Below are 21,478 nucleotides of genomic sequence, written 5' to 3'. Positions count from 1 at the left end.
CGTTACTCTAGCGTATTCGTCAGCCAGTTCTCTAGCAAAAAATGTGCAATGGCACCATTTCTAGCAGACTGTATCTTCGGATGCTCACCTCGGGCGGCCTGTTCCATCTCGGCGCGACTAACCCAGCGCGCATCCTCAAGCTCGATCGGGTCCAGCGTGATATCAGTGGACGTCGCCTCACCGTAGCAGCCAATCATCAGTGACGACGGAAAAGCCCAAGGTTGGCTGGCCAGATAAGTCACGTCTCCGACTATGATCCCAGCTTCCTCAGACACCTCGCGGCGCACTGCGGCCTCAATAGTTTCGCCCGGTTCTACAAATCCGGCGAGCAGGGAATACATGCCATCTGGCCACTCCGGGGAACGACCAACAAGGACATCATCACCGGACACGATCAGCATGATCACAACCGGATCGGTGCGTGGAAAGTGGGACGTGCCGCATGCGGGACAAACGCGCCGCCATCCTGCATCCGCCGCCGTGCTTTGCGTCCCGCAGGCAGAACAGAAACTATGGCTGTCGTGCCAACCCAGAAGCGCGCGGGCCGTCGCTGCAAGTTCAGCGTCGCACAGGCTAAGGGTTGTCATGATCCCCCGCAGTTCTGCGAAAACGGCGTCGCCCGTGGCACGGTGTTGCTGCAACGTCGTGTCCAGAAATGTGTTCATGTCATCACCGTCAGGCAACACAGGATCCCAGCCTGTCAACGACACGGCAAAAACCGGTCCGTCTTCGTCGAGCCCTAGGAACACCTGAACAGCGCCAGCGTCGGCCATCACTGGATGATCAAGTGGCAGGCGTGCCAGCGGTCCGCCGATGCGATCCAACAGCAGCTTGCCGCGCCACAGAATAATCGAGCAGGCAGCGGTGTCAGCCGCAGCTGTTTCAATATTTCCGCGCATGTGGGCCGCCCGATCCAGACCGGACCCGCCGAACGTAACTGTTTCTGCATTTTTCATCAGGCACCGATGCCATGTCACAGAACAAGGCGCAATCGTTCTGGCCCTTGCGCGATGGCCTATGTGGTCCTATATCAACGATTGAGGGGTTGGCGCGGGTAAGTGCCTCGCCAACCTGGTCAGGTCCGGAAGGAAGCAGCCACAACGAGCCCCACTTGGGTCGATGTCCAACCTCTCACCTACTGCAAAAACGCATCGCGTTTTCGCAGGGAACGATAGAGTGAAAGCGAAGCTTTTGCGGAGTCGCTCAATAGGATACTGTAGCGACATGAATAAAACCCTCAGAACCCTTGGCTGGTCGACCCATTTCGCACGCCAGATCAAACTGGAACCTGACGGCGCCCCCCCCAGTCACCCCGTTCGTGTTGCAGCCGTGCATCGATCCCGTCTTGATGGGTTGTCAGCAGGCGGGCCCATATCCTTGTCGCCCGTCGCCGCCGCCGGTCTGTATGCCGTTGGCGACTGGGTGATCGCGACGGGGGCTGCCGCGTCCGAACCGCTGACACGCACCACAGAAATCACCCGTCGCGCGGCTGGCGAAGATTCCAAACCGCAACTGATCGCCGCCAATGTCGACACACTTGGCATCGTCACCAGCTGCAACGCCGATTTCAACGTCGCGCGGCTTGAACGCTATCTGGCGATGTGTGCGGCATCAGGCTGTTTACCACTGGTGATCCTGACCAAAGCAGACCAATGCGACGACCCCTCTGACTACGTCAAAAAGGCCGAAAAGCTGTCGCCGATGCTGAGGGCGATTGCTATCAACGCTACGGACGATGAAGATGTCAAGCGGCTGAACCCATGGTGCAGCAACGGGCAAACGCTGGCTTTGGTCGGATCATCCGGCGTCGGGAAAACCACGATCCAGAACCGCCTGACGGATGTCATCGACGCCACGCAAGATATCCGCGCGGGCGATGCCAAAGGCCGCCACACGACAACAAACCGCAATCTGCGAGCAACGTTCGCTGGCGGATGGTTGATCGACACACCCGGCATGCGCGAATTGCGTTTGGTCGATGCCGAGAGCGGTGTGGATGAGGTATTTTCCGACATTACCGAATTGGCCGCGACGTGCAAATTCAACGACTGCGCCCATGTGACCGAACCGGGCTGCGCTATTCGCGCGGCGATCGCGGCGGGTGATCTGGACGCGGACCGGATTGAGCGGTGGCGCAAACTAGAGAAAGAGAACCGGTTCAATACTGCGACAGTTGGGGAGAACCGCGGCCATCTCAAACGGCTCCAAAAGATGCACGACGAAGGTCAGGCGCGCGGGAAAGCTAAGCGGAAGACCTGATTGCCCATCGCTGTTGGTCATCGGTTTCCACAGCACAGGGCCGCGTTTTTCGCAGACGTATAAGCGCGTCTTCTGGGGCTTCCCCGGCTTCAATCATCAACCGCAACGCCACCATACCAGACCGCCCACAGCCGCCGAAACAATGGGTCAAGATCTTGCCGCCGCCCGCCAAGGTTGTTGCGCTGAGGATTGAGACCTCATCCCATGCGCTGGCGACGTCCGCATCCGGCGCGCCCAAATCCACAATTGGCAAATGACGCCACGCCACCCCAACCGCCGCAAGGTCGTCCCCAAAACCAGACGCGCCCATCCAGTCCAGTTCACTTAGGGTTGTCATCGTCAGCACGAGGTCCGGACTCCAGCGCAATATTGCCGACAGATCAGCTACGTACGATCCAGATCGCCCCGGAATGGGGGACAGCGCGACCTGCCCTGCGCCCACATCCAGCGGAAAGATCGCGAATTCAGAAGACCCCATGTTCCACCACCTGTCCGAGCATAGGGTCTGCCCATTTCTGCAAAATCGCACGGATTTTCGGTACACCGGATGCGGCAATTGCGCGGCGCAGCAGGTCAGCGCGGTATTCCAGCAAAAAAATAAGAACAGCGCCGCTTGATGCAATGTGGGAATGCCACGCCGCGTTTTGATATCAACCACCTCGGCATCAGACCCCTGACAGGAGTCCACACCGACATTCAACAACAGCCCAACCGTTTCGGCATTATCGAAATCGAGCGTGCGGGAAATCATATGCAGATAGTCCACATACTTTAAATCCGCACCGTCGCTGCGGAGGCCCGCAATGGCATTTCGCGTCAAGGCCTCTGACGAACCGGACACATAGCCAGCTTTCAAAGTCTTCGCGCCACTGCGCAATCTATCTAGGGATTTGCCAGTCATCGGCTTCCTCATTCAAATAACCCAAGAGTTCGCTAAGTAGGGCATGAGAAAGACCTTCATGGTTCGTCAACTTCAATATGGAGGGTGCTGAGGGCAGTTTTTCGCGAACCTGAATGCCCCTATGGGCAGATTTAGTTTACACGCGCATCTCTCCGTCAGCAAGAAGGCTGCAATCTTGCACGGATGGATAAAACGACTGAATTGGACGCGCTAGGGCGGTGGACGTCGGCTAGGGCACCGCGTACCTTTATTCAATGACCGAATCTGATAGCCCAAAATACCAAGTCCTCGCGCGGAAATACCGCCCAGAGACATTTGCCGATCTTGTCGGACAGGATGCGATGGTGCGCACGCTTAAAAACGCGTTTGCCGCGGACCGGATCGCGCAGGCGTTCATCATGACAGGCATCCGAGGCACCGGTAAAACGACCACTGCGCGGATCATCGCCAAGGGGATGAATTGCATCGGGATCGATGGTCAGGGTGGGCCGACGACCGAACCCTGTGGCACATGCGAAAACTGCGCCGCGATCATGGAAGGTCGACATGTTGACGTGATGGAAATGGACGCTGCGTCGCGAACCGGCGTTGGCGATATTCGTGAAATCATCGAAAGCGTGCATTACCGCGCCGCGTCCGCACGTTATAAAGTCTACATCATTGACGAAGTGCACATGCTGTCCGTGAACGCGTTCAACGCACTTCTTAAGACCCTCGAAGAACCGCCCGAGCACGTCAAATTCATCTTCGCGACAACCGAAATTCGCAAGGTTCCTGTGACAGTTCTGTCCCGCTGTCAGCGCTTTGATTTGCGCCGGATCGAACCCGAAGACCAGATCGGCCTGCTGCGCAAAATTGCAAAAGCTGAAAAGGCTGAAATCACCGATGACGCGCTCGCCCTGATAACTCGCGCCGCCGAAGGGTCCGCGCGTGATGCGCAATCATTGCTGGACCAAGCGATTTCACATGGCGCAGGCGAGACCACGGCAGATCAAGTCCGCGCGATGCTTGGCCTCGCGGATCGTGGCCGTGTGCTTGATCTGTTTGACATGATCCTTAAGGGGCGGGCGGCAGACGCGCTGCATGAACTGTCCAGCCAATACGCGGACGGTGCCGATCCAATGGCAATCCTGCGAGATCTGGCCGAAATCGCCCACTGGGTCAGTGTGATCAAAATCACACCTGATGCCACCGAAGACCCCACCGTCAGCCCCGATGAACGCACGCGCGGTATTGCCATGGCGGATGCTTTGGCGATGCGCGTGCTGACACGGTTGTGGCAGATGTTGCTGAAAGCCCTCGAAGAAGTGGCGATGGCCCCCAATGCGATGATGGCTGCAGAAATGGCGATCATCCGCCTGACACACGTGGCGGATTTGCCGAGCGTTGAAGAACTCTTGCGCAAGCTCGACAAAGAAACACCGCCTCCCGGTGGCTCTCCCGGTGGCCGAGGCGGTGGCGGCCCACGCGCGGCCCCTGCCGTGAACACCGACGCGCAGTCGAGCGCTGCTGCGCCAACCCATTCTGGCCCCAGCGGTCCATCTTCGTCGGCCAGTGGCGCGGTTCTCGCCGTGGCGGAAGACGAGGCGCTGGTACATTATCCAACCTTTGATCACATCGTCGAACTGATCCGCCGCCACCGCGACGTAAAATTGCTGGTCGAAGTCGAAACCGGCATGCGCCTTGCGGCCTACCAACCCGGTCGCATCGAATTCGTGCCCGCGAAAGGCGCGCCAAGCGACCTCGCGCAGCGGCTAGGATCACGCCTTCAAGCTTGGACTGGCAATCGCTGGGCCGTCACGCTGGTCAACGAGGGCGGCGCCGCAACGATTGCCGAAATTCGCGACACCGAAAACAACGCACTGCGCGATAAGGCAAAGGCGCATCCGCTGGTTCAGGCCGTCCTGATGAAATTTCCTGGTGCCAGAATCACCGACATTCGAACCCCCAAAGCGCTTGAGGCGGAAGCCGAACTCGAAGCACTGCCGGAAGTTGACGACGAATGGGATCCATTTGAAGACAGCTAACGCGCCTTGCAGCCTGCGCGCGTGCTGCCTATCTATCCCGCAATAGATATTCAGGAGACGGTGATGTTCAAAGGACTAGGTGGCCTCGGCGATATGGCCGGAATGATGAAAAAAGCCCAAGAGATGCAAAAGCAGATGGGCCAGTTGCAAGACGACCTGCACGACATCGTCGTCGTCGGGGTCAGCGGTGCGGGTTTGGTCAAGGCAACGGCGAGCGCGAAGGGTGAACTTAAGGCGCTGGATATTGATCCGTCTATCTTCAACGGTGACGACAAAGAGGTCGTCGAAGACCTGATCCTTGCGGCGATTAAAGATGCACAATCCAAAGCATCTGACAAGGCGCAGGAAGAAATGGCGAAACTGACAGATGGTTTGGGCCTTCCAGCCGATATGAAGTTGCCATTTTAGTCGGTCGAACGCTATTCGTTCTATCCCGTGCGGTGTAGCAAATTGCCTTCGCAATTCGCATGCCGCCCCCCCCTGTCCGGAGTAGACCAGTCCATCCATGACCCAAGCCCCCAAAGACATCGACGCATTGATTGATCTAATGGCCCGCCTTCCAGGGTTAGGCCCCAGATCAGCGCGCCGCGCCGTTTTACACCTGATCAAAAAGCGCGGACAACTGCTGAACCCGCTGGCAGAAGCGTTGACGATCGTAGGGGCAACTGCGCGCGAATGCCTGAACTGTGGCAATATCGGCACCTCTGAAATTTGCGGGATTTGTAAAAGCGAGAAACGCAACGTCGGCCAAATTTGCGTCGTCGAAGACGTGGCGGACCTTTGGGCGATGGAACGGTCTGGCGTTTTCAAAGGCCGCTACCATGTCCTTGGCGGTACATTGTCCGCACTTGATGACATTGGCCCCGATGAGTTGCGTATCCCGAAATTGCGCGACCGCATCACGACCGAACACATCACCGAAGTGATCCTTGCGCTGGGGGCCACAATCGACGGCCAAACCACCGCACACTACATAGCGGATGAATTGCACGGCGTACAAGTTACAACCTTGGCTCAAGGTGTCCCCGTTGGCGGCGAACTCGACTACCTTGACGACGGCACGATCACGGCCGCGCTCAACGCGCGCAAGGCCCTCTAACCTTCCGCTGTCTTTGTCTCAAAAATATCCGGCCTTATGTATCAAACGCACCAACAATATAGCTGACCTTTCCCGCCATGTGAATCACAATAGGGCATGCAGGATAAAACCATCAACAACGCGCTACTGGCGCTGTATCGCACTGGAGAAGCAAGATCACGTAGAGGCCCTAATGACGCTCAGGGGCGTAGATAGGCCTCAGCGGATGCACGACAGGCCGTTATCGCGTGGTAAGTGCAGGCGGATCGTGTTGGCAGCGCTGCCATGCACCACATCAGACGTGGCTGAAGTCATACAGGCTGAACTGGTGGGGGTGTCGCGCAAGAGTGCAGTGCAGCGGGCCTATATGGCGCTGTGTCGGCTTAGGGATAGCGGGCATGTGGTGCAGGACTTCGGGACGGATGGGTGTTTGTGGCGGGTTCACGAAAATAGCTGACGCCCTAAAGCCACGTTAGATGGCTCTAGGGCAGTAATTTCTATGCTAGACGCTCTAGCTTCTCGTCGCTTCTGGAGTAACCCTGACCGTCCGTAAGCTCTACATGAGGTTCACTAAGCATCTCGGCGACGGTCTCGTTTTTCTTCCACTTTTGGACAAAGAATTCCAAGCGACTAGCTGCATTTTGCATCAAATCTATTTGCTCATCTCTGTTTAGTGGTGCGGTAGACATTGTGCGACTCCTTCGCTTCAGTCTGCTGTTATATAGGTACATGATACTAATTGTCAATTTTTGACAAGCTGCCATTGCTCTGAGCCGTGGTAGCTGTCTACTTTGCCACAGGAATAGCCTGCACAGCAGATGGCCTCACAAATTACATCATATTTGGTCAATGCTTTATCCGGCAAATATGTTTGAAGAGTGTTAATTACGAGAACATTTGGGGCGCAACGCTCCACCATTTTAAACGCGGCGAAGCTAATCGCTCTAAGAACCTCCGCACGACAATCATCTGACAGGAACCGTTTTGTGTGTAGCCCATCAGAAAATTCATCACTACTTTCGTCACTTTTTGACTCAAGTAATATAAAGTATAGCTCTCTGTAGTCAGGCGGGTGCGCTGTAACTGGCGTTAGGGCCACAAGGACCTTGTAGGTTGAATGCGTTTCATCATCATACCCAATGTCAAAAGTAATGACCTCTTCATCTTCCTTACTAGCGCCTCGAATTGATAACTCATTGCTATCAAGGGTAAAACTGAAAGCCGCAATGAATCTCCCGACACACGCACAAGGGGATGAGTATCAGAAATTCTCTGGGTCTGTCTAGCCTCAAGCCGCCCGCTGCCAATACCCTTTCCAGTTGCGTGACACAGGGGCGTCCATCGCGTTAGAGACAATGATGTGCGCCAAAGTGCCGTTGTCTGTGCGGCGGTTGTCTTCCAGCCAAGCGGAGTGGTTTGCATACTGGTGCAGGTACTGAGGCGACACGCCATGGTGCTGCCCTTGGATCATGTTGCGAAGGCGGGAAAAGAAGCTTTCTACCATGTTTGTGTGCTTGCCGTGGTCGCTGTAAATCTCGCTGTGGTTTACGCGGTCAACGTGAAAGCCCATGTGCAGTGCATCCCAGTGTGACGCTTCGTCGGCTGACATTGTAGCTGTGCGGCATACGTTTTCGTTTGCCAGCGCAACGCCTTCGCCCTCAGTCATGGACACGAAAGGCAATGTGCGGCCTGTACGCTCACGCAATGCTACCACAACGCGGCGTGTGCCTGTCTGGTGCTGCTTGAGGCGACGGTCAACGCGCTTGGACTTCATGTTGTGCGGGCGAATGTGACCGCCAAAATATGCACCATCAATCTCAATGTGACCTTCCAGAACTTCGCCTGTCTGGATTTCTTGCGCCATGGCTTCGCGCAGCTTGTGCGACAAAACGAACGCTGTCTTGTACTGGCAATCCAGATCGCGCGACAACTGCACCATGGAAACGCCCTTAGACGCATTTACCAGAATGAATATCGCTGCCAACAGGTCAACAAAGTCCATCTTGCGTGATGCAAGGATCGTGCCGGACGTGACGCTGAACTGGTGCCCACATGCCTTGCACTTGAACTTGCGGCGCGTGGCAATCGTGTAAGTCTCGTCATGGGTACACTGGGGGCAAACAGCTTCGCCATGCGTCTCAGGCCAGCGCATTTCGCAGAATGTCCGGTACGCCGCGTTTCGCCAGCCTTGTAGATCGCACGAAGGCTTGTGGTGCGGGAAGCTGCTGAAAGAAGAAAGTGCTGTGCCATTGCTCTAACTGTGATTACTTATATCACATATGTAGTGTATAATGATTGTGTTTATAATGGTAAATATCATATATATAGTGCCTTTATCACATAGGAGATGCAAAATGCCAAATCAGTCCGATTGGGAAGCCAAAGCCGCAAATATCCTGAAGTCTCAACTGAAGCTTAAAGGGGTGTCATACGCCAAGCTTGCAGAATTGATTGGTGACAAAGAGCCAAATGTGCGCAACAAATTGAGCAGAGGAAAATTCTCAGCGGCGTATTTATTTCAATGTCTAAATTCTCTTGGCGTATCGGACTTACGATTGGGCTGACCCTTGGCAGCGGGGTAACCGCTGTTTTATTTGTGTTCGGTCATGCAATCTACGACTTTGCCAAGTGCGAGCATAGCGGCCAGTGCGATAGATACGCCGCAAAATATGAAGGCGAAAATTTTCCAAGTAGCTGGTGGTGGCTCTGGGACGGAAGTATCGTTTCCGCAAGTGACACGCTTGCACAGTGGGTTATGGCGTTTTTCACTATTGCTGTCGTCTTGCTTGTTTGGCGAACGCTGATCGCTACTCAAGACATGGCACGTGACACCAGAGACATTGGCCAAAAACAAGCCAGAGCTTACCTGCATGCGAAATTCTTGGACGTCAAGATTAGCGAATTCAATGCTTCTGACGGGTCTAATATTAGGTTTACCGCTAAGATAATGATAATCAATAGCGGCTCTACGCCCGCCAGTCAGGTTGAAATATTCTATGACATATTGGAGGGAAAGGAAGCAGGCGTTGTAGAGATAAACTTGCTTCGGCATGGTCAAAAAATGGAACAGCGTGCCTCCTTTATACCCGCTAAATCTGACAGTAACACAAGTCTCACAAGGGTTTGGAATGTCGAAAGCCCAAAAGACCTTCTGCGCGGAGGAAGTAATTACATTAGGCTGATCTATGCTTTTAGGTTTGTAGACGAGTTCGACGAAACAAGAGAAACACGCGTCACGTCTGGCACTTTCCACGAGTTTGAGGGAAGCCTGTGCTTTTTCCCCGACAAGCTGGAATACACTGACCCACGCAAGTAAGACCAACGCCCTAATCATGGCTCACACCCGCTTGGTGTGGTTTGCACGCTTGTTGCGTTTGATACATAAGGCCGTAAATATCCCCGCCGGAGGCTCCGGCATCGCGAAACATGCTGCAGCCAGCTTTGGCGCAGGCCAGCGCGGAACATTTTTCATGAATAAACAAGCAAAGCCCCCAAGCATCGCTCGGGGGCTTTCATTCAGATCAAGATCGAGACTGGAATCAATCTTCGTCGTCGTCAACTGCGTCGTTGGGCAGGTTAAAGAATGTGTCTTTATCCGGAATTGAAGTGTCCTCATCAGGCTCTGGCATGCTTTCGCCCAGCGTGAACGTCTCAAGACCCTCAATCGCTGACGGTATTTTGGACTCGATGCCCATGCCAAGGCTCTGCTCGGTTGAAACCAGCTTGCGACGCTCATCATCGCTCATCACGCCGCCTTCTTTAGCTTTCTTGGCCGCGGCTTTTTGTACGGCTGCGTCCAGTTCAACCTGCTTGCAAAGGCCCAGCGCGACCGGATCAATCGGTTCGATGTTGTTGATATTCCAATGCGTGCGTTCGCGGATCGCCTGAATGGTTGGTTTCGTGGTGCCGACCAGTTTTGAGATCTGACCATCAGCCAACTCAGGGTGAAATTTGACCAACCAATAGATCGACGCAGGACGGTCCTGACGCTTGGACAATGGCGTATAACGTGGGCCACGGCGCTTTTCTTCGCCGGCTGATCCAGGGTGAAACAACAGCTTTAGCCTGTAGGTTGGGTCCGCTTCGCCCCGATCAATCTCATCTTGGGTCAGTTGTTTGTTCGTAAGCGGGTCAAACCCTTTGACGCCAGCCGCAACATCGCCGTCAGCGATACCTTGGACTTCAAGCTCGTGCAGCGCGCAGAAATCCGCGATCTGTTTGAATGTCATTGTGGTGTTGTCACACAGCCAAACTGCTGTGGCTTTGGCCATAATTGGTATACCGCTCATCGCGCTTTCTCCTTATCAATCGACATGTCTTCCCCGAGCCCTTGAGGGGGCGGACCGCTTTCGGCCAGGTTCACATTGTCGGGGAACTTAGATGTTATATAGTCGGGCGACTGGATTATGGAAAGACCCCAAATGTTGCGAAATGCGATCCTATCTTGGGCCTTGTTATGCTTGATTGCCCTGCCAGCCAAGGCGCAAGACACTGCGGGCGATTTTGACTACTATGTTTTGTCCCTGTCATGGTCGCCAAATTGGTGCGCGTTGCAGGGCGATTCCCGCGGATCACCACAATGCGATGCTGATGCGGATTTCGGCTGGGTGCTGCACGGGCTTTGGCCACAATTTAAATCCGACTGGCCCGCTGACTGTCGCCACACGTTCCACAATCCGTCGCGCACGGACACGACTGCGATGGCTGATATCTGGGCACCAGTAGCCTTGCGTGGCATCAATGGAACAAGCATGGATCGCGTTCAGGCCTGTCGCCGGACGACTATTTTGCATTGGCACAAGAGGCGTATGACCACGTGATGCGCCCCGAAGTCTTCCGCCAATTGGAAAACCCCGTCACCTTGCCCGCATCCTTGATCGAAGAGGCCTTCATACGCGACAATCCATTCCTGTCGCCGGACCAAATCACCATCACCTGCCGCGCGGGTCGCTTCCAAGAAGCACGCATTTGCCTAACGCGGGAATTGGAACCACGGGAGTGTGGCGCGGATGTAATACGCGATTGCACACTGGATGACGCGCTGTTTGATCCGGTGCGCTAGAGGTGAACAAAGTTGGAGCGGAGGTCTGCTCTGGGGAGAGGCTGTGTGAAAACCCCCCTGCTTTTCCCCAATTATGGTATAGTTTCTGTACTCGATACGGAGGTTGTTCATGACGCTGTTCATCGAAGGTTTAGACCGTCAGCAGACGATCTTGCTGCCCGAAAATCTCGACGATTATGTTGATGAGAACAGTCCCGTCCGTGCCATTGATGCTTTTGCCGACATGCTGGATTTGGCGGTGCTTGGCTTCAACGCACAGCCCGCCGCCACTGGTTGGCCCGGCTACCATCCGGGGCTGATGCTGCGAATTTATCTCTCCGGATATCTCAATCAAGTGCAGTCATCGCGTCGTTTGGGACGAGAGTGCGGTCGCAATCTAGAGCTCATTTGGCTGACGGGCCGGCTGAAGCCGGACTTCAAGACGATTGCCGACTTCCGCAAAGATAACGGTCCTGTGATCCGCAAGGTGTGTCAGCAGTTCGTGGCTTTGTGCCGCAATATGGATCTGCTTGATGGGGACGTGGTCGCCATCGATGGCAGTCGGTTCAAGGCGGTAAATTCCAAGGCCAAGAATTATACGCGCGGCAAGCTGCGCCAGAAGTTGGGTGAGATCGACAAAACCATTGAGCGATACTTGGGTGAATTGGATCGCGCCGATGAGGTGTTCGAGCAAACTGGCACAATGGCTGCCGGAAGCCCGCATGGAACGCACCCTGAGGAAGCAGGAACACCAGCAAAAGGAAGCCGTGCGCTACAGATCAATTGAACAGCAGATGGACAAGACGGGCGAAACACAGGTCTCATTCAGCGACCCAGATGCCAGATCAATGACAACAACGGCGCGCATGCCACGTATTGTAGGCTACAATGTTCAAACGGCTGTCGAGGCTGATAACCACCTGATCGTTGCGCACGACGTCACCATGCTTGGCTTTGATCGCGACGCTTTGTCGATGATGGCTGTTGCAGCGCGCGATGCCATGACGACGGACGCTCATAGCAATCGCCCCCTCTCATGCATGTAAACATGCACTGCCGGGCAGTGGATAAGGGTTATTACAAGGGCGAGGAAATTGTTGCCAGTGAAGCGGCCGGCATCTCGGTCGTTGTCCCGAAGCCGATGACCCCAAATGCTGCAGCGCGCGGTCAATTTGATAAAGCTGACTTTGCATATGACCGCGATCTGGACGTGTATGTGTGTCCTGCAGGGGAACATCTGACATACAGATTTACCGGTCAGCAAGACGGCTAACTGAACCGCCCCGGCTTTACCGGAGGGTGATTTATTCAATGACTAGGCGACCATATCGAGTTTGTTCAGGTTTGCATAGAACGCCTCCTCTGCTTCTGCGGGTGTGATGTATCCGATGGGGCCGAGCAGGCGGCGGTTGTTATACCAATCGACCCATTTCAGCGTTTCCCACTCAACCTCACGCATCGATTTCCATGGACCGATTTGGTTGATGACTTCGGTTTTGAAGAGGCCGATGACGCACTCGGCCAGCGCATTGTCGTAGGCATCACCGACGGTTCCGACCGAGAGATCGATTTCGGCCTCGGCCAGGCGCTCGGTATACTTGATCGACAGGTATTGTGATCCGCGGTCCGAGTGGTGGACCAAAGCCTTGTTATCTGGTGTTTTTCTTTGCCAGATTGCTTGCTCCAACGCGTCGAGCACGAATTGGGTCTTCATTGATGTCGATGTGCGCCAGCCTACGATCCGCCTTGCAAAGACATCAATCACGAACGCGACGTAGACTGTCCCTGACCATGTGGGCACGTAAGTGAAGTCTGAAACCCACAGCTTGTTTGGCCGATCCGCCTTGAACAGGCGGTTCACCTTGTCGTCCATTGCCTGGCAGGCGATTTGCAAAGCAAATCTGCCGAGAGGGGGGCATGGCAAAGACGTGTCCGGGTTCGTGGTAATGACCTTCTTGCCACGAACGACGCCTTTGATGCCCAAGGCGCGCATCAACCGCTCCACAGTGCAGCGGGCAACATCCTCACCCTCCCGTCGCAGAACATGCCAAATCTTTCGGGCTCCGTAGAGTTTGCAGTTGTCCGCCCAGGCCCCGTCGATCTTGACGCTCAGAGCGGCATCAGACTTGGCACGAGCTGACGCCCGCTCAGGATCACGCGCGATGGCGCGCCGGTCATAATAAGTGGAAGGGGCAAACTGCAGCGCCCTGCAGATTGGCTCGACCCCAAGTGTCTCTCGGCTTTCCGCAATGAAATCCATCATTTGCGAAACGGGCGGTCGAGCTCCGCCTGTGCAAAATACGCCGACGCCTTACGCAAAATCTCATTGGCTTGACGCAGTTCGCGGTTCTCACGCTCAAGTTCCTTGATCCGCGCCTTCTCAGCGCTGGTAGGCTCTGGCCGTTCGCCGCCATCGCGCTGGACCTGACGGGCCCAAACGCGAAGGCTGTCCGGCGAACAACCCAATTTACCCGCGATCGCCGTCAGCGCCGCAGCTTCGCTCTGATATTCATCGCGGTGTTCCATAAGCAGCCGAACCGCACGCTCGCGGAACTCAGGTGAATACGGCTTCGAGGTCTTCTTCTTTTGTGTCTGTTCCATAACGGGCAATTCTCCGAGAGTTTTGCCCTCCGGTAAAGCCGGGCCGGTTCATATAGCTTGACTGTTGCGTCCTTGATCGTGCGGTTCATCCGCTCAACCTGGCCATTGGTCCATGGATGGTTGGGCTTGGTCAGCCGGTGCTCAATCCTGTTGGCATCGCAGATCATGTCGAACCGCATAGGCCGCGAATATGGTGTGTTCCGGTTACGTGGTTGCTCACAAAATTGAATGCCCTTGTCCGTCAGAATTGTGTGGATCTTGTATGGCACCGCTTTCAGCACAGCCTCCAGGAACTCCCAGGCCGTCTTGCGATTTGCTTTTTCTACAAGCCGTGCCACGGCAAACTTGCTGGTTCGGTCCCTCTCGTGACATCGCTTTGCGATTCACTGCCGGGCAATGAATGGCAACAAAGAGATAAAGTTTTCCTTCGTTGGTGCGCAACTCTGCAATGTCGATATGAAAATATCCGATCGGATAGCGTTTGAACTTTTGTCGTTTCGGCTTGTCGCCCTCCATATCTGGCAGTCGGGATATCCCATGCCGTTGCAAACAACGATGCAGGGAAGATCGCGTCCCCCTCTCATTGCTTGCTCCGCAAGCAACTGCCGGGCAATGGATGTGGGATAGTTGGCTGCAAGGCATAAAGACAATCATCCAGCGGTAGGAGCGTATGACGTCGAAAAGAGACGATCATCGCCTCTTCCCCGCGCTGAGAACGGTCGAACTGGGGTCCGTGGGGCCAGTCTTGCGGTCTTCTACAGTTTTGCGCTTGCGCCATTTGGAGACCGTTTTGACATTTATACCAAGTTCTCGACTCAAAGCTGCGGTCGTAGCTTGCGATCGCTGTATTGTTGCTCTGATGGCGTGCGTAGTCGTGGCGCAGCCATGACGTATTTGTCCCATAATGCTTCCTTCCATTCCAAAGAATAGATCGCACCATCAAACCAGGGGATCAAAAACCTAGCAAGGTTGCACACTGGTCGAAAAAGTAGGACTATCTCTAAGTATGGTTCAACTTGACCTTCTAAAGATCCAGAAGTGTTAAGTTACGAATAATATGAGGTATTTTTTGGGTGCGGATATTCGCGTCCGGAGGACGGAATTAGCCATTCAGCTTTGGCGGTCGTTATGGCTTTGTTGCACAAATGGCTGACTGTCGGGATCCATGTTGCGATACCGGTAGGGAAGTGGCCTTCATAGTCAAACCTGCCGCCCCGATTTAGCGTTCGAAGAACTGGTCTTAGTACAACCGCGCCCTGAAGTTGGCTCCCCGACTAATTAGTTTATCCCTGAGATTACTTGGAATGCCGTGCCAACGGTTGCTCAACGTTGCGGTTTCAATGGGTCGCTGCCACACAGGCTTCAAGTTTCTCTGCTGGGGTATGGTATTGCAAGGTCTTTCTTGGTCGCTCGTTAAGTTGGCGTGCGACAGCGCTGAGCTTAGCGTGGCTAAATCCGGATATATCGGTGCCTTTGGGAAAGCACCGTCTGAGAAGGCGGTTGGTATTTTCGTTGCTGCCGCGCTGCCACGGAGATTGAGGATCACAAAAATAGACATCGATATTTGTGGCAACGGTAAATTTTCGATGCCCCGCCATCTCTGATCCACGATCCCAAGTCAGGGATTTGTAGAGTTCTCTGGGAAGCTTTCGTGCTTGTTTGATCAAGGCTGTCGTCACGCTCTGGGTGTCTTTGTTCGTGACTTTGGCCAACATCACAAAACGGGAATGGCGCTCCACAAGCGTTGCGATGTAGCTGTTGTTCGATCCCGCGATTAAATCGCCCTCCCAATGCCCCGGAACGGCACGATCCTCTACCTCTGCTGGGCGTTCGCTAATTGAAACAGCATTCTTGATTTTGCGTAACTCAAGTCCCTTCTGAGTGGCATGCCGGGAGCGTCGGATCGCACGTGGACTGCGCAGACATTCCTGCAATTCCTTCTTCAAAACCCCGCGAGTTTGGACATAGAGACTGCGATATATCGTTTCGTGTGACACGCGATTTTGCTCTTCATCAGGATATCTGCGTTTGAGCCAGCCTGCGATTTGCTGCGGTGACCATTTCCGACGCAGCTTTCGCGCTATCAAGTGGCACAAAGGATCGTTGAATGAGAGCTTACACAATTTGGGCCGCGCTGCGCAGTCCCAAGCGCGTTGGTCTGAAGGAGTTGCACGATAGGCTTGTCGCCCGCCGTTCCTGCGAACCTCTCGGCTGATCGTCGAAGGTGACCGGTTCAGGTTTTGTGCGATGAGACGAAACGACTGCTTTGTGACAAGCCCACGGGAAATCACTTCCCGTTCAATGAGGCTCAAAGCACATTGCGACCGCGCGCGATCAGCGGGGCGGATCCCACCAGTTCGCACCAAGTGAGGGAAAATAGACGACGACGCACGATTGAAGTGACGGCCAATCGAGCCCATTGAATCACCGCGTTGCCACCGATCCCACATCTCAGACTTCTGTTGGTCCGTATAAGACGTCCGTGTGCGATACTTCATAATAAACACTCCATCTTTCCAAAAAGATTAAAGTGTTGCGACGACCCTTTGAAACCACAGTTAAAAGTGCTTTTTGGAATGCCCTTGCGGTAGATCACAGGATCTGTGGTGAGTGACTATCAGTCGCCACTCGCTACCAAGGATTAAAAGGTCCATTGCACCTTCTGATCCCCTTTCGTGTACTTCCAGCTCACTGTCGGGCAGTTGACCCGCCCATGCTCCCTGACTTGATTAGTGGGATGAGGCGAAGAGGAATAAGCTAGCTGCGCGACAGGGGCAGGACTTGCTGGCTGAACTCAAGCGTAAGTTAGATCAAGCAAAGACACTGGGTGAGGCCTACACGAAATATCAGGACGTACTTGCCCGCCTGAACTCATCGCCGGGCACGGTTGTGGGCTACGCGATGAAATGGCGAGTGTGCCTGAGCATGCATGTTAGCAAGCCATTGCGGCGCGTAGAGGTGCTGAGGGGTGGCAATACGAATGCGACAGTGCTGCATACCTGAGACCCAAATTCGACAAAGTTCCATTGATGGGCGCAACCACTGGCCTGATTGCCATCGTGGAGTTCTTTACATGTAAAAGATTTGACTTAGTATTTTACAGGTGTAAAAATATAACGACATGCGTTGGGCGCTGTTTATGGTAAGCGAACTCAAGTTGGAGGAACGAAATTATGATGAAGCCGCGCATCAACACTATGGGTGAATTATCTGTCGCGATTGGAGTGTCGCGGCCGACACTTTCACGCTTTTTTCAGGATCCGAGCCGAGTTAAAGCGGAGACCGTTAAGCGGATTGAAGAGGGTCTGGAGCGCGTTGAATACGTTCCGAACTTCTTTGCCACACGGATGAATCGCAAGTCGACGGGCATCATTGGCGTCATTATTCCCTACCTGAACGACTTGTTTTTCAATAAGTTGCTGGAGTCCATTGAGATTGCAGCGATGGAGGCGGGCATGACAGTCATTACACTGTGTTCGCATTCCGATCCCGCGATCGAAGCGCGCGCCGCTGAGACGTTTATGTCGATGAGTGTAGACGGTGCCGTTGTGATGCCTTTGGGTGATCACAGCGATCAAAAGGTCCACCTGCGCTTGAAATCGCGGCTGCCGTTTGTCTTGGTGGATTCGCGCCCCAAGACAATGCCAAACGTTGATTATGTTGGCACAAACCATGTCCAAAGCACTGGTCTTATTACAGAATATTTGTGTCGGGTCGGGGAACCACCGGTCCTTCTTGCTATGCCGCGGGGGTCCAACTTCAATGCGCTGGAACGCGAAAAGGCCTACATGGATAAGTCAAAAGAATTGGGCTTTGTACCCGAAATCATAGGGACTGAACTGATTCAAAAAAGTTGGCTTTACGAGGAACATGGTGAGGCCGTTCTTGGTGCGGAATTTGCGCGCGGCCGCCTGATGGACCGGTCGATTATGTGTACTAATGACCGTGTTGCGGTGGGGGCAATTCGTGCTGCGGCGCGGCATGGTCTTGTTCCGGGGAGCGCAACCAAGGGCGGGCTTCGGATTGCTGGGCATGATGATAATCCACTGTGTCCGTATCTTAGCCCCGCACTCACGACGGTGGCGCAAAATACCGATGCGATTGGTAAGAAAGCAGTTTCGCGGCTGTTGCAGATCATTCGAGGGGAAGTTACGAATGACACCCCCGAAATCACATTGTTTGATGGAAACCTGAAATTGCGCGAATCCGCATAGTCTGAAATTTCATGCCGCAGCGCAGAAATTGAGCAGAAAATAAACTCTCTTGACTTGGGGCTTCCGCAGCGTCACGCTTTACACGTGTAAAAGGGAGGACTTCAATGTCTATTACAAAAACGTTACTGACCACTGCGGTTAGCTTTGGCCTAACTGCTGGCATCGCTGCCGCAGACGGTCATGCAGCAGAACTGACAATTGCGATCGTCAACAACGGTCACATGATCAACATGCAATCTGTTGCAGAAGCCTACACCGAAGAAACCGGTGTTATTCTGAACTGGGTCGCTTTGGAAGAAGGCGTGCTGCGCGAGCAGGTTACATCCGACACCGCCACAGGTGGCGGCCAGTACGACATCATCAACATCGGCATGCAGGAAGCACCAATCTGGGGCGCTGCTGGCTGGATCGAACCAATGAACTTCAGCGACGATTATGACATCGATGATATGCTGCCAGCGATGCGCAATGGTCTGTCCCACGAGGGCACATTGTACGCGGCTCCGTTCTACGGTGAATCCTCGATGGTGATGTACCGCAAGGATTTGACGGACGCTGCAGGCGTGACAATCGAAGACAACGACAGCTGGGACAACATCATGGCAGCAGCAGCTGCCATACATGACCCAGACAACGGCCTTTACGGTGCCTGTTTGCGCGGTAAGCCAGGTTGGGGCGACGGCATGGCATTCGTCACAACAATGGCGAACTCCTTTGGCGCGTCTTGGTTTGATGCGGACATGCGTCCAACACTGGACACACCTGAGTGGAACGCTGCAGTAAGCTTCTATGTTGAACTGCTGGGCACATACGGCCCTCCAGGTTCTGAAGGTAACTCCTTTAACGAAATCCTCGCGCTTTATAACGAAGGCAAGTGTGGTCTGTGGATCGATGCGACAATCGCTGCGTCCTTCCTGACAGTTGACGGCGTTGCATACGCACAGTCGCCAAACGCTGGTAATCCCGTTGGTGCGAACTGGCTCTGGGCTTGGGCAATGGCTGTTCCATCAGGTTCGCCAAATTCTGAGGCTGCGCACGACTTCATCGAGTGGGCAACATCCAAAGAGTACATCCAAGCTGTTGGCAACCACCCAGACTTCGGTTGGGGTTCTGTTCCAACAGGGACACGTGCATCTACATATCAGATCCCTGAGTTCTTGGCAGCTGCACCTTTCGCAGAAGCTGAAATGGCGGCGATCGATTCTGCGGCACCAGAAGCGACAGACCTGAAGCCATACGTTGGCGTTCAGTTTGCTGCGATCCCTGAGTTCCCAGAAGTGGGCAATGCTGTTTCACAAGAAATCGCAGCGGCTTTGTCCGGCGCGAAATCTGTCGAAGACGCACTTGCAGCTGGCCAAGCTGTTGCTGACTCGATCATGCGTGAAGCTGGCTACTACGAATAAGCTGGTCACACTTCGGAGGAACCCGGCCATTGTCGTCGGGTTCCTCTATCTTTTGTAAAATTTTCTGATTGCTGCCGTTTGATGAGCCTGATTTCCAGAATACTGGTTGACTGACGGCAGCGCTATAACCCACGCGCTTTTCAACAAGTTGAAAGTCCTGACGCCATGGCCAATAGAACAATCCCACGCCTTCTCCAGACGCCGGCAGTTATCCTGCTGCTGATTTGGATGATTGTCCCGCTGAGTTTGACGCTTTTCTATTCGTTTATCCGATACGTTCTCAACAGTTCCGTTCGTCCTGAATGGACGTCGCCATCGTGGTCCAACTGGCGCGGCTTTGGCAATTACGAATTCGTTCTGAATTCAAAAGACTTTTTGTTCGCCGTCAAAAACAGCATTTTCATCGTGACAAGCATTCTGACGCTGACCGTTGTTTTGGGTGTGTTGATCGCCGTGTTGATTAACCGTTCGTTCCCGGGTCGGGGTATCGTGCGCGTGTTGCTGATTTCACCTTTCTTCGTGATGCCCGCTGTGAACGCTGTTTTGTGGATCAACATGCTGCTTGATCCGGTTCTGGGTCTGCAAGGAATTGCAATCGACAACATCAACGGTCTGATTTCTGGTCTGCGCGATGCGCCTATCGTCGGCTGGTTCTTTAATATGTGGCCGGTGTTCGAACCGATATCGTTCCGTGCCACGCAAACGTCATCCATCGCCGTTATCATGATGGTGACATGGCAGTGGACGCCCTTTGCAGTGCTGATTTTCATGACGTCGCTGCAATCCGAAGACCAACAGCAAAAAGAGGCCGCCATCCTGGATGGTGCAAGTCGCTGGTCGCAATTCCGGTTCCTGACGCTGCCACACCTTGGCCGGCCTATGGCGATTGTGGTGATGATTCAGGCGATTTTCCATCTGTCACTTTATGCAGAGATTGAAATTGTCAGTCGCGGCAATGGGAACAAAAACCTGCCTTATCTGATTGGTGAATTCGCCAACAACAACATCGGTGCCGCAAGCGCCACAGGTATTTTCGCAGTCATTCTAGCCAACATCGTAGCGATCTTTTTGCTGCGCATGGTTGGTAAGACGTTGATGGAATAAGGGGACAGACCATGGCAATCGTTGCACAGACTTCTCGGTTCTCGAAGATCGCATGGCCAACCGTGGCGTGGATCGTCGCGCTGATCTTTTTCTTCCCGATCTTTTATATGGTGTTGACCAGTTTCAAGACGGACGCGGATGCGGTGAAGCCGGAATTCCTGTTCTCGTTCACGCCGACGTTGGAAAATTATGCCAACATGACCGAAAACTATGACTATTGGCGCTTTGCGACCAATTCGGCCATCACGTCGGTTTTCGCGACGGCCTTCGCGTTGGTGGTGGGTGTGCCCTGTGCATACGCAATGGCGTTCAATCCGACACGCGGAACCAAAGACATCCTGATGTGGATGTTGTCCACCAAGATGCTTCCGGCGGCGGCCGTGTTGTACCCGATGACGTTCCTGACAAAGAACGTTCTGGGCGTCTTTGACACCCATTTTCTGGTCATCGTCGTCCTCTGCCTGATCAACCTGCCAATCGTGATCTGGATGTTGTTCACCTACTTCAAAGACATCCCCAGAGACATCATCGAAGCGGGCCAAATGGATGGTCTGAACACATGGGGTGAGATTAAGGAAATCCTTATTCCACTTGCATGGGGTGGGATCGTATCGACGGCGCTGCTCACTTTTATCTTTTGCTGGAATGAGGCGTACTGGACGGTTCGGCTTACGACAATCGACGCGGCAACCCTGTCCAAACTCATCGAGGGCAACCGTGCCCCGGAAGGTTTGTTTTTTGGTCGCTTGTCAGCGGTCTCAACAGCGGCGGTCGGGCCAATCATCGTATTGGGCTGGTTCTGCCAGAAACAATTGGTCCAAGGCTTGACCTTCGGCGCAGTGAAATAAGG

General features: G+C 54.1%; 17 protein-coding genes, 1 other RNA gene, 4 pseudogenes and 1 other annotated feature. Of the genes and pseudogenes, 15 read left to right on the top strand and 7 right to left on the bottom strand.

Annotated elements, in window-relative coordinates; translation table 11 throughout:
• Window positions 1-2 precede the first annotated feature (2 nt).
• Window positions 3-956, bottom strand: coding sequence for an NAD(+) diphosphatase (gene nudC, locus OAN307_RS02955; protein ID WP_015498362.1), 954 nt, complete (start codon window positions 954-956; stop codon window positions 3-5).
• A gap of 82 nt (window positions 957-1,038) precedes the next feature.
• Between nudC and ffs the strand changes: the two genes are divergently transcribed.
• Together ffs and rsgA are read left to right on the top strand one after the other, a co-directional pair.
• An RNA gene (gene ffs / locus OAN307_RS25835) (signal recognition particle sRNA small type) lies at window positions 1,039-1,137 on the top strand.
• An 87-nt stretch (window positions 1,138-1,224) separates the two neighbouring features.
• Window positions 1,225-2,259, top strand: coding sequence for a ribosome small subunit-dependent GTPase A (rsgA, locus tag OAN307_RS02950; protein WP_044043112.1), 1,035 nt, complete (start codon window positions 1,225-1,227; stop codon window positions 2,257-2,259).
• On the opposite strand, the gene OAN307_RS30870 is transcribed toward rsgA, so the two are convergent.
• Window positions 2,243-3,160, bottom strand: a complete 918-nt coding sequence (locus OAN307_RS30870) for a protein-tyrosine phosphatase family protein (protein ID WP_333783190.1) — start codon at window positions 3,158-3,160, stop codon at window positions 2,243-2,245. The two genes, rsgA and OAN307_RS30870, sit on opposite strands and share 17 nt — an antisense overlap.
• Before the next feature lie 254 nt (window positions 3,161-3,414).
• Between OAN307_RS30870 and OAN307_RS02940 the strand changes: the two genes are divergently transcribed.
• The 4 genes from OAN307_RS02940 (at window position 3,415) to OAN307_RS27650 (ending at window position 6,722) form a co-directional block, all read left to right on the top strand.
• On the top strand, window positions 3,415-5,187 hold the full coding sequence (locus OAN307_RS02940) for a DNA polymerase III subunit gamma/tau (RefSeq protein WP_044043110.1): 1,773 nt from the start codon (window positions 3,415-3,417) through the stop codon (window positions 5,185-5,187).
• 63 nt (window positions 5,188-5,250) lie between these two features.
• Window positions 5,251-5,595 (top strand): YbaB/EbfC family nucleoid-associated protein, encoded by a 345-nt coding sequence (locus OAN307_RS02935; protein WP_015498358.1) that lies wholly within the window; start codon window positions 5,251-5,253, stop codon window positions 5,593-5,595.
• 97 nt (window positions 5,596-5,692) lie between these two features.
• Complete coding sequence (gene recR, locus OAN307_RS02930; RefSeq protein ID WP_044043107.1) at window positions 5,693-6,286, top strand: recombination mediator RecR; 594 nt, start codon at window positions 5,693-5,695, stop codon at window positions 6,284-6,286.
• Window positions 6,287-6,491: 205 nt separating this feature from the next.
• A complete protein-coding gene (locus OAN307_RS27650; RefSeq protein ID WP_144055489.1) occupies window positions 6,492-6,722 on the top strand; it encodes a hypothetical protein in 231 nt (76 codons plus the stop codon).
• 831 nt (window positions 6,723-7,553) lie between these two features.
• Here the strand turns inward: OAN307_RS27650 and OAN307_RS02920 are convergent.
• Window positions 7,554-8,515, bottom strand: a pseudogene (locus OAN307_RS02920) (IS1595 family transposase).
• A gap of 104 nt (window positions 8,516-8,619) precedes the next feature.
• Between OAN307_RS02920 and OAN307_RS25830 the strand changes: the two are divergent.
• Both OAN307_RS25830 and OAN307_RS02915 read left to right on the top strand, forming a co-directional pair.
• Entirely contained in the window at window positions 8,620-8,829 is a 210-nt protein-coding gene (locus OAN307_RS25830) for a DUF6471 domain-containing protein (protein WP_083902903.1), read from the top strand.
• Window positions 8,787-9,581, top strand: a complete 795-nt coding sequence (locus tag OAN307_RS02915) for a hypothetical protein (RefSeq protein WP_015498355.1) — start codon at window positions 8,787-8,789, stop codon at window positions 9,579-9,581. The genes OAN307_RS25830 and OAN307_RS02915 overlap by 43 nt, the downstream gene beginning before the upstream one ends.
• A 223-nt stretch (window positions 9,582-9,804) precedes the next feature.
• Here the strand turns inward: OAN307_RS02915 and OAN307_RS02910 are convergent, their stop codons facing one another.
• Window positions 9,805-10,554: a DUF1013 domain-containing protein gene (locus OAN307_RS02910; RefSeq protein WP_015498354.1), complete on the bottom strand. Its 750-nt coding sequence runs from the start codon at window positions 10,552-10,554 to the stop codon at window positions 9,805-9,807.
• A 117-nt stretch (window positions 10,555-10,671) separates the two neighbouring features.
• On the opposite strand from OAN307_RS02910, the pseudogene OAN307_RS02905 reads away from it, so the two are divergent.
• Window positions 10,672-11,327: pseudogene (locus OAN307_RS02905) on the top strand (ribonuclease T2 family protein).
• Between the two features lie 109 nt (window positions 11,328-11,436).
• Window positions 11,437-12,576 (top strand): annotated as a pseudogene (locus OAN307_RS31610) (IS1182 family transposase); the annotation flags it as partial.
• Window positions 12,577-12,621: 45 nt separating this feature from the next.
• Here the strand turns inward: OAN307_RS31610 and OAN307_RS02890 are convergent.
• The 3 genes and pseudogenes from OAN307_RS02890 to OAN307_RS02875 form a co-directional block, all read right to left on the bottom strand.
• A protein-coding gene (locus tag OAN307_RS02890) for an IS3 family transposase (protein ID WP_085982877.1) occupies window positions 12,622-13,907 on the bottom strand; the annotation gives its coding sequence in 2 pieces (ribosomal slippage) (window positions 12,622-13,604 and window positions 13,604-13,907; 1,287 coding nt in all).
• Window positions 13,495-13,611: a sequence feature (AL1L pseudoknot), on the bottom strand. It overlaps the preceding gene by 117 nt.
• 50 nt (window positions 13,908-13,957) lie before the next feature.
• A pseudogene (locus OAN307_RS25825) lies at window positions 13,958-14,810 on the bottom strand (IS481 family transposase); the annotation flags it as partial.
• Window positions 14,811-15,244: 434 nt separating this feature from the next.
• Entirely contained in the window at window positions 15,245-16,405 is a 1,161-nt protein-coding gene (locus OAN307_RS02875; protein ID WP_015498351.1) for an IS30 family transposase, read from the bottom strand.
• A gap of 283 nt (window positions 16,406-16,688) precedes the next feature.
• On the opposite strand from OAN307_RS02875, the gene OAN307_RS27645 reads away from it, so the two are divergent.
• The 5 genes from OAN307_RS27645 (at window position 16,689) to OAN307_RS02855 (ending at window position 21,476) form a co-directional block, all read left to right on the top strand.
• Window positions 16,689-16,910, top strand: a complete 222-nt coding sequence (locus tag OAN307_RS27645; RefSeq protein WP_144055487.1) for a hypothetical protein — start codon at window positions 16,689-16,691, stop codon at window positions 16,908-16,910.
• Window positions 16,911-17,080: 170 nt separating this feature from the next.
• Window positions 17,081-18,121 carry a LacI family DNA-binding transcriptional regulator gene (locus tag OAN307_RS02870; protein WP_015498350.1) on the top strand — a complete coding sequence of 347 codons (1,041 nt, stop codon included), beginning with the start codon at window positions 17,081-17,083 and terminating at the stop codon, window positions 18,119-18,121.
• Window positions 18,122-18,225: 104 nt separating this feature from the next.
• On the top strand, window positions 18,226-19,524 hold the full coding sequence (locus tag OAN307_RS02865) for an ABC transporter substrate-binding protein (RefSeq protein WP_015498349.1): 1,299 nt from the start codon (window positions 18,226-18,228) through the stop codon (window positions 19,522-19,524).
• A gap of 165 nt (window positions 19,525-19,689) precedes the next feature.
• Window positions 19,690-20,628, top strand: a complete 939-nt coding sequence (locus OAN307_RS02860) for a carbohydrate ABC transporter permease (protein WP_044043098.1) — start codon at window positions 19,690-19,692, stop codon at window positions 20,626-20,628.
• A gap of 11 nt (window positions 20,629-20,639) precedes the next feature.
• Window positions 20,640-21,476 carry a carbohydrate ABC transporter permease gene (locus OAN307_RS02855; protein WP_015498347.1) on the top strand — a complete coding sequence of 279 codons (837 nt, stop codon included), beginning with the start codon at window positions 20,640-20,642 and terminating at the stop codon, window positions 21,474-21,476.
• Window positions 21,477-21,478: the final 2 nt, after the last annotated feature.

It is taken from the genome of Octadecabacter antarcticus 307, assembly GCF_000155675.2.
In the GTDB taxonomy this organism is placed as follows: Bacteria; Pseudomonadota; Alphaproteobacteria; order Rhodobacterales; family Rhodobacteraceae; genus Octadecabacter; species Octadecabacter antarcticus.
Note: the sequence above shows the minus strand (reverse complement) of the source record. Positions and strands in the feature narration are given on the sequence as shown.

Coding starts and splice junctions, on each gene's coding strand:
- OAN307_RS02855 (WP_015498347.1), top strand. CDS start 20,640: ATGGCAATCGTTGCACAGACTTCTCGGTTCTCGAAGATCGCATGGCCA.
- OAN307_RS02870 (WP_015498350.1), top strand. CDS start 17,081: ATGATGAAGCCGCGCATCAACACTATGGGTGAATTATCTGTCGCGATT.
- OAN307_RS02915 (WP_015498355.1), top strand. CDS start 8,787: ATGTCTAAATTCTCTTGGCGTATCGGACTTACGATTGGGCTGACCCTT.
- OAN307_RS02940 (WP_044043110.1), top strand. CDS start 3,415: ATGACCGAATCTGATAGCCCAAAATACCAAGTCCTCGCGCGGAAATAC.
- OAN307_RS02935 (WP_015498358.1), top strand. CDS start 5,251: ATGTTCAAAGGACTAGGTGGCCTCGGCGATATGGCCGGAATGATGAAA.
- OAN307_RS02860 (WP_044043098.1), top strand. CDS start 19,690: ATGGCCAATAGAACAATCCCACGCCTTCTCCAGACGCCGGCAGTTATC.
- OAN307_RS27650 (WP_144055489.1), top strand. CDS start 6,492: ATGCACGACAGGCCGTTATCGCGTGGTAAGTGCAGGCGGATCGTGTTG.
- OAN307_RS30870 (WP_333783190.1), bottom strand. CDS start 3,160: ATGACTGGCAAATCCCTAGATAGATTGCGCAGTGGCGCGAAGACTTTG.
- OAN307_RS02910 (WP_015498354.1), bottom strand. CDS start 10,554: ATGAGCGGTATACCAATTATGGCCAAAGCCACAGCAGTTTGGCTGTGT.
- recR (WP_044043107.1), top strand. CDS start 5,693: ATGACCCAAGCCCCCAAAGACATCGACGCATTGATTGATCTAATGGCC.
- rsgA (WP_044043112.1), top strand. CDS start 1,225: ATGAATAAAACCCTCAGAACCCTTGGCTGGTCGACCCATTTCGCACGC.
- OAN307_RS02875 (WP_015498351.1), bottom strand. CDS start 16,405: ATGAAGTATCGCACACGGACGTCTTATACGGACCAACAGAAGTCTGAG.
- nudC (WP_015498362.1), bottom strand. CDS start 956: ATGAAAAATGCAGAAACAGTTACGTTCGGCGGGTCCGGTCTGGATCGG.
- OAN307_RS25830 (WP_083902903.1), top strand. CDS start 8,620: ATGCCAAATCAGTCCGATTGGGAAGCCAAAGCCGCAAATATCCTGAAG.
- OAN307_RS02865 (WP_015498349.1), top strand. CDS start 18,226: ATGTCTATTACAAAAACGTTACTGACCACTGCGGTTAGCTTTGGCCTA.